14 protein-coding genes are annotated in these 10392 nt (G+C 53.1%); 10 read left to right on the forward strand and 4 right to left on the reverse strand.

Annotation, left to right across the window (positions count from 1 at the left end; translation table 11 throughout):
• Positions 1-216: 216 nt before the first annotated feature.
• Positions 217-1242 (forward strand): sporulation integral membrane protein YtvI, encoded by a 1026-nt coding sequence (gene ytvI, locus ETC02_RS15475; RefSeq protein ID WP_050367579.1) that lies wholly within the window; start codon positions 217-219, stop codon positions 1240-1242.
• Between the two features lie 122 nt (positions 1243-1364).
• On the opposite strand, the gene motB is transcribed toward ytvI, so the two are convergent.
• The 3 genes from motB to pssA all read right to left on the reverse strand — a co-directional run bounded on the left by motB (position 1365) and on the right by pssA (position 3663).
• Positions 1365-2159 carry a flagellar motor protein MotB gene (gene motB, locus ETC02_RS15480; protein ID WP_050367578.1) on the reverse strand — a complete coding sequence of 265 codons (795 nt, stop codon included), beginning with the start codon at positions 2157-2159 and terminating at the stop codon, positions 1365-1367.
• Positions 2152-2949 carry a flagellar motor stator protein MotA gene (gene motA / locus ETC02_RS15485; RefSeq protein WP_033011958.1) on the reverse strand — a complete coding sequence of 266 codons (798 nt, stop codon included), beginning with the start codon at positions 2947-2949 and terminating at the stop codon, positions 2152-2154. Before motA ends, motB begins: the two co-directional genes overlap by 8 nt.
• Positions 2950-3123: 174 nt before the next feature.
• A complete protein-coding gene (gene pssA / locus ETC02_RS15490; RefSeq protein ID WP_050367577.1) occupies positions 3124-3663 on the reverse strand; it encodes a CDP-diacylglycerol--serine O-phosphatidyltransferase in 540 nt (179 codons plus the stop codon).
• Between the two features lie 122 nt (positions 3664-3785).
• Here pssA and ETC02_RS15495 point away from each other — a divergent pair, with 122 nt between their 5' ends.
• The gene (locus ETC02_RS15495) at positions 3786-4565 is read left to right on the forward strand and encodes a phosphatidylserine decarboxylase (protein WP_050367576.1); all 780 of its coding nucleotides are present in this window, start codon (positions 3786-3788) and stop codon (positions 4563-4565) included.
• Positions 4566-4611: 46 nt separating this feature from the next.
• Here the strand turns inward: ETC02_RS15495 and sda are convergent, their stop codons facing one another.
• Positions 4612-4752 carry a sporulation histidine kinase inhibitor Sda gene (gene sda, locus ETC02_RS15500; protein ID WP_033011961.1) on the reverse strand — a complete coding sequence of 47 codons (141 nt, stop codon included), beginning with the start codon at positions 4750-4752 and terminating at the stop codon, positions 4612-4614.
• Positions 4753-5092: 340 nt separating this feature from the next.
• Here sda and ETC02_RS15505 point away from each other — a divergent pair, with 340 nt between their 5' ends.
• Genes ETC02_RS15505 through ETC02_RS15540 form a run of 8 tightly spaced genes read left to right on the forward strand, consistent with a single transcriptional unit; the run spans position 5093 to position 10138 of the window.
• On the forward strand, positions 5093-5608 hold the full coding sequence (locus ETC02_RS15505; RefSeq protein WP_033011962.1) for a YqeG family HAD IIIA-type phosphatase: 516 nt from the start codon (positions 5093-5095) through the stop codon (positions 5606-5608).
• A gap of 2 nt (positions 5609-5610) precedes the next feature.
• Complete coding sequence (gene yqeH, locus ETC02_RS15510) at positions 5611-6720, forward strand: ribosome biogenesis GTPase YqeH (protein ID WP_050368700.1); 1110 nt, start codon at positions 5611-5613, stop codon at positions 6718-6720.
• Positions 6721-6739: 19 nt separating this feature from the next.
• Entirely contained in the window at positions 6740-7570 is an 831-nt protein-coding gene (gene aroE / locus ETC02_RS15515) for a shikimate dehydrogenase (protein WP_171698396.1), read from the forward strand.
• A gap of 3 nt (positions 7571-7573) precedes the next feature.
• Entirely contained in the window at positions 7574-7867 is a 294-nt protein-coding gene (gene yhbY / locus ETC02_RS15520; RefSeq protein WP_033014727.1) for a ribosome assembly RNA-binding protein YhbY, read from the forward strand.
• Positions 7868-7907: 40 nt separating this feature from the next.
• Complete coding sequence (locus ETC02_RS15525; protein WP_050367575.1) at positions 7908-8558, forward strand: nicotinate-nucleotide adenylyltransferase; 651 nt, start codon at positions 7908-7910, stop codon at positions 8556-8558.
• Entirely contained in the window at positions 8467-9045 is a 579-nt protein-coding gene (yqeK, locus tag ETC02_RS15530) for a bis(5'-nucleosyl)-tetraphosphatase (symmetrical) YqeK (protein WP_033011967.1), read from the forward strand. The genes ETC02_RS15525 and yqeK overlap by 92 nt, the downstream gene beginning before the upstream one ends.
• Positions 9042-9398: a ribosome silencing factor gene (gene rsfS / locus ETC02_RS15535; protein WP_033011969.1), complete on the forward strand. Its 357-nt coding sequence runs from the start codon at positions 9042-9044 to the stop codon at positions 9396-9398. The genes yqeK and rsfS overlap by 4 nt, the downstream gene beginning before the upstream one ends.
• On the forward strand, positions 9395-10138 hold the full coding sequence (locus ETC02_RS15540) for a class I SAM-dependent DNA methyltransferase (protein WP_100659092.1): 744 nt from the start codon (positions 9395-9397) through the stop codon (positions 10136-10138). The genes rsfS and ETC02_RS15540 overlap by 4 nt, the downstream gene beginning before the upstream one ends.
• Positions 10139-10392: the final 254 nt, after the last annotated feature.

The raw sequence follows: 10392 nt of genomic DNA on the forward strand, positions 1-10392 counted from the left end.
CAATGGCGCATTAAACATCTTAAAGAAAAGTAAAGCTGTAGACCTGAGTGTCTTATGCTCTAGCGGCGAAGTGGACACGCCTCAAAGAATAAGGATTGCTTGAAGCAGTCAAACTTCTTTGGAAGCCCCCACTTCAAATTTTCGCTAGAAAATTAAGTGGGGGTAGTTCACAGTGGAACATCATTTTGACAAATCTTGATTAAATGAGGGACGCATGTGAAACGTTGGATCATCATTGCGCTTTTGTCGGCGATCTGTTTATGGCTGCTGCCGTACAGCGTGCCGCTCCTGCTGGCGCTTGCCACCGCCCTCTTGTTGGAGCCGCCTATCCGCCGCCTGCAAGACCAGTATCGGCTGAAGCGCGCGCACGCCGTAACGGCGATTTTTTCACTATTTTTGGTAATCCTTGGGTTTTCGCTTTATTTTTTAGTTGTCATTTTGGTTCAGCAAGTGATGGCGCTCTCGCAAAACCTTCCGTACGTGCTGAGCGAGGCGACAAAAGTGTTCAACCGCCTCATCGAAACGTGGCGGTCGTATTCAAGTTCGATCCCCCAGGAAATCATTGATTCGCTCGAGCGCGGCGTGCGCACGGTGCAACAGATGCTGCTGTCGTTTGCGACGAATTTGACGCAGTCGCTCGTTCATTATATCACCGCCATCCCGGCGTTTTTCATTCACTTTTTAGTCTATTTGGTCGCATTGTTTCTCATTTCGCTCGACTTGCCGCGAATGAAACAGTCGATCAGCCGCTATTTGTCAGAGCGCACCCGCCAGCGGCTCGGGATGGTCATCGCCCAGCTGAGCAAGGCGGGGATCGGCTTTATTAAAGCGCAATTTTTGCTCAGCCTGGTGACGTTTTTTCTCGCGCTGGCCGGGTTGCTCGTGCTCGGCATTGATTACGCTGCCTTGATGGCGCTCGTCATCGTCATCGTCGACATTTTGCCGATTTTGGGGACCGGCTCAGTGCTTGTTCCGTGGGGCATCATCAGCATGGCGAACGGCGACAATACGCTTGGCGTCGGGCTGATTGTGCTGTTTATCGTCATCACTGTCGTGCGGCGGATCATCGAGCCGAAAGTGTTTTCCACCAATTTGGGCATTTCCCCGCTTGCGGCGCTCGTCAGTGTCTACCTCGGCTTCCAGCTGCTTGGCTTTATCGGGCTGTTTGTCGGGCCGGTCGTTGTCATTTTGATCGAGGCGCTTGCCAAGGCCGGGGTAATTAAGTGGACGATCAAGCTGTGAACAGGTTGCCCGCCGTCGGCCTTTTCCTTTTTTATGAATTGGAATATTGAAACGGAACAGGGCATGAAACGGGTGGAGAGCCCGGAGAAAAGCAAAAGACCGCCGGACAGCAAGGCGGTCTTTTACTGTGCAGGCGCCGGTGAACGGCTTCCGTCGATGCGGGGCAAAATTAAAATCTCGACGCGCCGGTTTTTCATCCGGCCGGCGGCGGTCGTGTTCGTGGCGATCGGCTTGTATTCGCCATATCCTTTGGCGCTGAAGTAGCGAGGGTCGAGTTGCTTGTTCTCAAGCAGAACTTTCATGAAATTGACGGCGCGCATGACGCTCAGCTCCCAATTGGAAGCAAATTTCTCATTATGAATCGGCACGTTGTCCGTATGGCCGCTGATCATGATATTGCGCGGCGGGTTCATGACGAGCAAAGCGGAGATCTCCGCCGCAAGACGCCGGTCTTTCATGCGTACTTCAGCGCTGCCGGAGTCGAATAAAATGTCATCCAAAATGGTGATGGCAAGCCCTTCATCCGTCAACGATGTCTGCAATTTCCCTGTCAAGTGTTTTTGATGAATATAGCTGTCAATTTTCACTTGGATTTGTTTCAGCTCTTCTTTTTCTCCTTCGTTTATAGACGAAGAAGGAGTCTGAGACTGTTGCTGCTGATTTTGCTGCCGCCCTTTTTCGTCTTCCGCAGGCGGTGTGATCGGTTCAATGGGGCTTTGAAAATCAAACACCCCTGTCCCACCGGCAAAGGCGGTGCTGAAGGCGCGGGCGATTTCTTGAAACTTTTTTTGGTCGATCTGGCTGCTGGCAAACAGAACGATAAACAAGGCGAGAAGCAGCGTAAGCAAATCGGCGTACGGAATCAGCCAAGATTCGTTTATGTGGTCATCGTGTGAGTGCTTTTTTTTCTTAGCCATTGACCGTTTCCCCTTGCGCTTGCGCCAGCGCCTGATGGCGTTCGCTTTCCGGCAAATAGGACGCAAGTTTTTGTTCGATCATGCGCGGGGCTTGTCCTTCCAAAATGGAGAGCACCCCTTCGATCATGATGTAGCGCACTTTTGCTTCTTCTTTTGATTTCCGCCGCAGTTTGTTGGCAAACGGATGCCAAAGCACATAGCCGGTAAAAATCCCAAGCATGGTCGCAACGAACGCAGCGCTGATCGCTTTGCCGAGCTCAGCGATATTTTCCATGTTCCCGAGCGCAGCGATTAAGCCGATGACAGCGCCCAACACCCCAAGCGTCGGCGCATACGTGCCGGCCTGTGTAAAAATGGCGGCGTTCGCCTCGTGCCGCTCTTCCATGGCGGCAATTTCTTCCGTCATCACATCGCGGATGAACTCTTGCGTCTGCCCGTCGATCGCCATGCTGAGCCCGTTGCGCAAAAACGGATCCTCGATGTCATCCAGCTTCGCTTCGAGCGCCAGCAGCCCTTCGCGGCGGGCGATATTCGCCCAATCGACGAACAGCGGAATCAGTTGTTCGACCGTCGGCGTCGTTGATTCCGTGAAAATGACTTTGAAAAGCTTTGGCACTTTTTTAATTTCGTGCGTCGGAAAGGCGATGACGACCGCTGCCGCCGTCCCGACGAGAATGATGAGGATGGCGGCCGGATTGATCAATACAGCAGGCGAAACGCCCTTAAAGTACATGCCCAGCCCGACGGCAATGACACCAAGGATGATGCCGATGACCGATGTTTTGTCCAAATGAATCCCCCCGCTTTTTCCATACGAACGATCTACGCCATTGGGCGTTTTTATGAAGAAACCATATTTATCATATACTGAATATAGGAGGTTGAAAAGGGAAAAAGGTGTGACATGAGACGCAAAAAGCCGCCCGCTCCATTAGGATGACGGAAAGGGCAGCTCCGATGATCATCATATTTTTTTCAGTTTAAACGTGCCGACCATTAAAAACGATAAAATGAGCGCCAAAAACATAAACGATTGCGGCGGAAAGTACGGAATGGCCAAATAGCCCAACGTCATCAACACTCCGGCAGCCGTGATCGGCAGCCCCGCAAAGTAGCCGTTGTTTTCTGTGATGTTGAAGCGAGCGAGGCGGAAGGCGCCGCAGGCGATATACAAGATGGTGAACACTGCCCCCGGCGCGCCGAATTCGTAAAACAGCGCTTCGTACATTAACAAGGCGGGCGCGACGCCGAAGGAGACGATGTCGCTCATCGAATCGAGCTGCTTGCCAAGTTCGGATTCAATGTTCATCTTGCGTGCCACAGCGCCGTCAAAGCGGTCGACAAATGCCGCCAAAAAAACAAGCAGCACGCTCATATGAAGCTGCCCTTTCAGCGTAGCCAGGACGGAAAAGCCGCCAAGCGACAGGTTTGTCATCGTCAAAATGTTTGCCACGTTTGCTTTCAGTTTTTTTAACGTATAATCTAAATAGTCCGATAAGAACAAGTTTCCCCACTCCTTTTCCAACAGAAAACGCCAAAAGAAAATTCTACTACCATTATACTCATTTTGGCGGTAATATGGAAGGTAGTAACGACTGGACGTTTCATAAATTGGAGGGAACGTGCTTGCGAAAATGGCTGTACCGTTTGTTGATTGAGCTGACCAACCACTCGCTTTCTTCGAAGCTGCTCGCTTCGTTCGCCAAGTCGCGCTTTAGCGCCTGGTTGATACCATCGTATGCGAAGATTTACCATATTAATCAAGAAGAAATGGAAAAAAGCTTAAAAAATTATAAAACGCTGCAGCAACTGTTCGTCCGCCGGCTCAAAGCCGGCGCGAGGCCCGTTGATGACGACGAGTGCACCGTCGTCAGCCCGGTTGATGCAGTGATTGAAGAAATGGGCATCATCCGGGAAAACAGTGAAATCATCGTCAAGGGAAAACCGTATTCGATTGCTGAAATGCTCGGCAGCGCCGAGGCGGCGCAGCCGTATGTGAACGGGTTCTTTTTTATTCTGTATTTAAGCCCGAGCCATTATCACCGCATCCACAGCCCAATATCTGGGATGATCGAGAGGCAGTGGACGCTCGGACGCAAATCGTATCCGGTCAACCGTCTCGGCTTGAAATACGGAAAGCGGCCGCTTGAAAAAAATTATCGCCTTATCACGGAGGTAAAGGCAGGCGGCAAGCGGATGGCGATCGTCAAAATCGGCGCCATGTTCGTCAACAGCATCGAGTTGACCCATACGGGAGAGCAGCTCGTGAAAGGGGAGGAGATGGCGTATTTTTCGTTCGGTTCAACGGTCGTCTTGCTGTTTGAACGCGGAAGTTTCGCCCCTGACCCGCGCATTGCTGCGCCCATGCCGATCAAAGTCGGCGAACGGCTCGGCTATTGGCGCTAGGCGCCGGGATGAAGGCGGCAAACAAAAAAGCCCGAAGGCCTCCGTTTCACGACGACAGCTTGATTTTATGGGTCAATGAGCGGCGCTGGATTTCCTGTTCGATCAATTCGATGAATTCCGGGCTTAAGTTGAGTTCTTTCGCCTTGAAGTACGACTCGATCAACAGTTCATCCGATAAATGTTTCATCGGCGAAGCCCTCCTTTTGAATGGAATGAAATGATGGGTTTATACATATAATGGTAGGTTACTTTCAATGTACCACGATTTGCAAAATAGAACAACCGTTCTGTTATCCACAGGGGATGGTGGATAATGTGTGGAAAACTTGTTTATAAAATAGTGTAGGCATGACCATCACTTTGTGAATGTTGTGGATAACAGTTATCCACAAACCGGGAGGGCGCGGAATTTGTCGAAAACTTTCTGTTCTGCATGTCTGCAGCCGGGCGGCTGCCAAACTTTGTTTTGAAATGAACGGCCAAATTCGCTATCATGGGAAAAGCAAAGACAAAGGCAGGTGAGCGATATGCTTCATTATTTTTTGCCAAGCCAATTTGTGAAGCGCGTCATTGACATTCAGCCGGACGAGCTGAAGAAAAAAGGGGTAAAAGGAATTATCACCGATCTGGACAATACGCTCGTTGAATGGGACCGGCCCAGCGCCACGCCGGAGCTGGCCGCCTGGTTTGAGGCGGTCAAGCGGGCGGGCATTAAGGTTGTGATCGTATCGAATAATAATAAACGACGCGTGCAGTCGTTTGCCGAACCGCTTGGCATTCCGTTCATTTTCGAGGCGCGCAAACCGCTGACGCGCGCATTTTTGCAGGCACTGGCCATGATGGGGCTGAGCAAAGAGGAAGTCGTTGTCATCGGCGATCAGCTGCTGACTGATGTGCTTGGCGGCAACCGCCTTGGATTGAATACGATTTTAGTCGTCCCGGTCGCCCAGACGGACGGGTTATGGACGCGCGTTAACCGGAAAATGGAGCGGAAAATTTTAAACGCTATGCGGAAAAAAGGGATGATTTATTGGGAGGAATGATCGTGGAGCCACAACTGCGTTGCATCGGCTGCGGGGCGGCCATCCAGTTTGAAGACCCGAAAAAGGCGGGGTATGCGCCAAAAAGCGTGCTCGAAAAAGACGCGGAAGAGGTGATTTGCCAGCGCTGCTTCCGCCTAAAACATTACAACGAGGTGCAAGATGTGCCGCTTGACGACGACGATTTTTTGAGCATGTTGCACCGCATCGGGGAATCGAAGGCGCTTGTCGTCAACATCGTCGATATTTTTGACTTTAACGGGAGCTTTATTCCAGGATTGCCACGGTTTGCGGCTGACAACCCGATTTTGCTTGTCGGCAACAAAGTTGATTTGCTGCCGAGATCGGTAAAATATCCAAAGCTGTTGCAATGGATGCGCCGCATGGCGGAAGAGCTCGGGCTGCGTCCGGTAGACGTCTGTCTGGTGAGCGCGGCAAAAGGAATCGGCATGGCAAAGGTGATGGAAGCGATCGACCGTTGCCGCGACGGCGGCGATGTGTATGTCGTCGGCTGCACGAATGTCGGCAAGTCGACGTTCATTAACCGGATCATCCAAGAGGCGACAGGCAAGGGGAATATCATTACCACTTCGTATTTCCCAGGAACGACGCTCGATCTGATCGAAATCCCGCTCGAGGGCGGGGCGAAGCTCTATGATACGCCGGGGATCATCAATCATCACCAAATGGCGCACTTTGTTGATGCGCGCGACTTGAAGATCATTACGCCGAAGCGGGAAATCCATCCGCGCGTTTATCAGCTCAACGAAGGGCAGACGCTCTTTTTCGGCGGCTTGGCCCGCCTCGATTACATCAAAGGCGGGCGCCGCTCGTTCGTCTGCTACATGGCCAATGAGTTGACGGTTCATCGGACAAAGTTGGAAAAAGCTGAATCCCTTTATGCCAATCAGCTTGGCGATTTGCTGTCGCCGCCAAACAAACGCTATGCCGCTGAATTTCCGCCGCTTGTGCCGCGGTCGCTGTCTGTGAAGGAGCAGAAGACGGATATCGTCTTTTCCGGACTTGGTTGGGTGACGTGCAACGACCCGGGAGCCCAACTTGTAGTCCACGCTCCAAAAGGGGTGGATGTATTTATTCGTCAATCGTTGATTTAACGTGATGGGAGGGGAGAATATGGAGAACGTATATGGGCTGCTCGGGTTTCCCGTTGAACATTCGCTGTCGCCGCTTATGCATAACGACGCGTTTGTCCGCCTCGGAATCCCGGCGCGCTATCACCTATTTTCTGTTCACCCGAAGCAAGTCAGTGAGGCCATCGCCGGCGTGCGGGCGCTCGGCATTGCCGGGGTGAACGTCACCATTCCGCATAAGATGGCGGTTATTCCATTTTTGGATGACATCGACGACCATGCGCGCCGCATCGGGGCGGTAAATACAATCGTCAATGACAACGGCCGGCTCGTCGGCTATAATACGGACGGACCTGGCTACGTCAAGGCGCTCGAGGAGGAAATGGACGTCAGTCTCGACGGCAAGCGGATTTTGCTGATCGGCGCCGGCGGCGGCGCACGCGGCATTTACTTTTCATTGCTGTCGACGGCAGCCAAGCGCATCGATATGACCAACCGGACGGTGGAAAAGGCGGAGCAGCTCGTGCGCGAAGGGGGGGATGGCCGCTCGGCGTATTTTTCACTCGCCGAGGCGGAAGCGCGGCTTGACGAATACGATATTATGATCAATACCACTTCTGTCGGCATGCATCCGCGTGTCGAGGCGCAGCCGCTTTCCCTTGAACGGCTGCAGCCGGGGACGATCGTATCGGATATCATTTACAACCCGCTTGAAACGAAGTGGCTGAAGGAAGCGAAAGCACGCGGCGCTCGTGTGCAAAACGGCGTCGGCATGCTCGTGTACCAGGGAGCGCTAGCGTTTGAAAAATGGACCGGCCAATGGCCGGATGTCAACCGGATGAAACAGCTTGTCATCGAAGCGTTAAGGAGGTAACATATGCTGACGGGAAAACAAAAACGGTTTTTGCGGGCGCAAGCTCATCATATCAAGCCGATTTTCCAAGTCGGCAAAGGCGGCGTCACCGAAGAGATGACGAAACAAATTGCCGCAGCGCTGGAGGCGCGCGAACTGTTGAAAGTGAGCGTGTTGCAAAACTGCGAAGAAGACCGCTACACCGTCGCTGAGCAGCTGGCAGCCGGGACGGGGGCCGAACTTGTGCAAGTGATCGGCAATACGATCGTCTTATACAAAGAGTCGAAAGAACACAAACAAATCGTTTTGCCTGACTGACAAGCGGCGCGGCCAAGATGAAACGGCGGGGGGAAGGAAGATGGGAAAAATCGGGATTCTCGGCGGAACGTTCGATCCGCCCCATTACGGCCATTTGATTATGGCGAATGAAGTGCTTGACGCCCTTCGGTTGTCACAAATTTGGTTTCTGCCCAACCGCATTCCTCCCCATAAGCAGCACGAACAAGTGACGAAAAGCGAGGATCGGCTCCGCATGCTCGAGTTGGCGGTGGCCGGTCATCCATGCTTTCATGTTGAGACGATCGAGCTTGAACGGGAGGGGCCTTCCTATACGTACGATACGGTCCGGCAGCTCGTCGCCATGCATCCGGATGATGAGTTTTATTTCATTATCGGGGCGGATATGGTCGAATATTTGCCGAACTGGCACCGCATTGACGAGCTGATTAAGCTTGTGACGTTTGTCGGGGTGAAGCGCCCCGGTTATTCCATGGAAACGCCATACCCGGTCGTCGAGGTGGAGGTGCCGCAGTTTGCCGTCTCTTCGTCGCTTATCCGCCAGCGGGTGCAAAACGGGCAGACGATCCGCTACCTCGTGCCGGAAGGTGTGAGACTTTATATTGAGGAGAAGGGATTATATGGAGCGAGAACAGGCGTTGCTGATTGTGAAACAACAGTTGACGGAGCAGCGCTACGAGCATACGCTTGGCGTTGTCGAAACGGCCGTTAAGCTAGCCAACCAGTATGGCGCCGACGTCAAAAAAGCGGAATTGGCCGCCATTTTCCATGACTATGCGAAATTCCGCCCGGTTGAAGAAATGAAACAAATCATTTTGGCGCACAATATGCCCAACGACTTGCTTGCGTACAACAGTGAATTGTGGCATGCGCCCGTCGGCGCCTATTTGGTGCAGACGGAAGTCGGCATTGACGATCCAGACGTGCTGGATGCCATTCGCTACCATACATCGGGAAGAGCTAGGATGACGCTGCTTGAAAAAATTATTTATTTGGCTGACTATATCGAACCGGGGAGGAAGTTTCCCGGCGTTGAGGAAGTAAGGCGCCTCGCCGAGGAAGATCTCGATCGCGCGCTGTTGCAGGCGGTGAAAAATACGATTGCGTTTTTGCTTGAGAAGCGCCAGCTCATTTATCCAGATACGATTCATGCGTACAATTCACTCGTGAGTGAAGTGAAGGGGGAAGCAAAACAGTGACGGAACAAGAGGCGTTGCAGCTTATCGTCCGCGCGGCGGATGATAAAAAGGCGGAAAACATTGTCGTGCTCAATATGAAAGGCATTTCGCCCGTTGCCGATTATTTTGTCATTTGCCATGGCAATTCGGACAAACAAGTGCAGGCCATCGCCCGCGAAATTCAAGACCAAGCGGAAGAGCGCGGCTTAGCGGTGAAGCGGGTTGAAGGATTCCAGGAGGCGAAATGGGTGCTTGTGGACCTCGGCGACATCGTCGCCCACGTATTTGCGAAAGACGAGCGCGACTATTACAATCTCGAACGGCTTTGGGGGGACGCCCCGATGGAAGACGTCGCGGCTGTGCTGCAGCCATGACCTATGCTCGTTTCGCCGATTGGTACGATGCGCTCATGGCCGAGGCGCCGTATGATGCGTGGCAATCATTTGTCGAGCGGGTTTTCGCCCGATACGCCAAACGGCCGGGACGGCGGGTTGTCGACATCGGCTGCGGGACGGGCGAACTTGCCATCCGCCTCGCCAAGGCCGGATGGCAAGTATCCGGCGTGGATCTATCCGAACATATGCTCGCCGTCGCCCAGGCGAAAGCGGAGGCAGCCGGTGTCAACGTGCCGTTTTTCGAGCAAAACATGGCGGAGCTCGACGGGTTTTCTGATCTCGATGGCGCCTTCCTGTTTTGCGATGCTCTCAACTATTTAACGGATGAAGAGGATGTGAAGCGGACGTTCGCCGCCGTCTCCCGCGCGCTCGGTCCTGAAGGGCTGCTGCTGTTTGACGTCCACTCGGTTTACAAAATGGACGTCTTGTTCCGCAATGCCGTCTTCGCCGATCAAGGCGACGATCTCAGCTACATTTGGACGTGCCATCCGCTTGACTGGCCGCACAGCGTCGGGCACGAACTGACGTTTTTCGCCCGCCGCGGCGATCTTTACGAGCGCTATGACGAATGGCACGAACAGCGCACGTTCGAGCGCGCTGTCTATGAGCGATGGCTCGATTCCGCCGGCTTTGAGGTGCTTGAAGTGACCGCCGATTTCACCGATGCGCCTCCGACCGAGACGGCGGAACGGTGGTTTTTTGTGGCGCGGAGGCGGTGAGGGGCGTGTGGTGAGGGACCTTAGCAGCCAAAAAAGATGCTGTTGCAAGAGGTTGATGGAACATCACTGAAAGTGGGGAAAGAAAAAAGAGCCGGAGGGGCTCTTTTTTTATGCGCATGTGGAAAAGGGTAGCGTCAAAAGTTCTATGAAAACTCCACACAGATCATCCCATTGAGCATCGTGGGGCATGCGGAGGGCCGGATTCGCCCTTGACCAACACCCGCCAAAGGTGCGGAAGAGTCGTCAAGGGCGAC

Origin of the sequence: Geobacillus sp. DSP4a (assembly GCF_013096875.1) — a bacterium.
Classification (GTDB): domain Bacteria; phylum Bacillota; class Bacilli; order Bacillales; family Anoxybacillaceae; genus Geobacillus; species Geobacillus thermophilus.

What these genes read in the sequence shown, in the direction of transcription:
- motB (WP_050367578.1), bottom strand. Translation starts at nt 2,159, where the DNA reads ATGGCTAAGAAAAAAAAGCACTCACACGATGACCACATAAACGAATCT.
- ETC02_RS15525 (WP_050367575.1), top strand. Translation starts at nt 7,908, where the DNA reads ATGGGAAAAATCGGGATTCTCGGCGGAACGTTCGATCCGCCCCATTAC.
- aroE (WP_171698396.1), top strand. Translation starts at nt 6,740, where the DNA reads ATGGAGAACGTATATGGGCTGCTCGGGTTTCCCGTTGAACATTCGCTG.
- yhbY (WP_033014727.1), top strand. Translation starts at nt 7,574, where the DNA reads ATGCTGACGGGAAAACAAAAACGGTTTTTGCGGGCGCAAGCTCATCAT.
- ETC02_RS15540 (WP_100659092.1), top strand. Translation starts at nt 9,395, where the DNA reads ATGACCTATGCTCGTTTCGCCGATTGGTACGATGCGCTCATGGCCGAG.
- sda (WP_033011961.1), bottom strand. Translation starts at nt 4,752, where the DNA reads ATGAAACATTTATCGGATGAACTGTTGATCGAGTCGTACTTCAAGGCG.
- yqeK (WP_033011967.1), top strand. Translation starts at nt 8,467, where the DNA reads ATGGAGCGAGAACAGGCGTTGCTGATTGTGAAACAACAGTTGACGGAG.
- ETC02_RS15505 (WP_033011962.1), top strand. Translation starts at nt 5,093, where the DNA reads ATGCTTCATTATTTTTTGCCAAGCCAATTTGTGAAGCGCGTCATTGAC.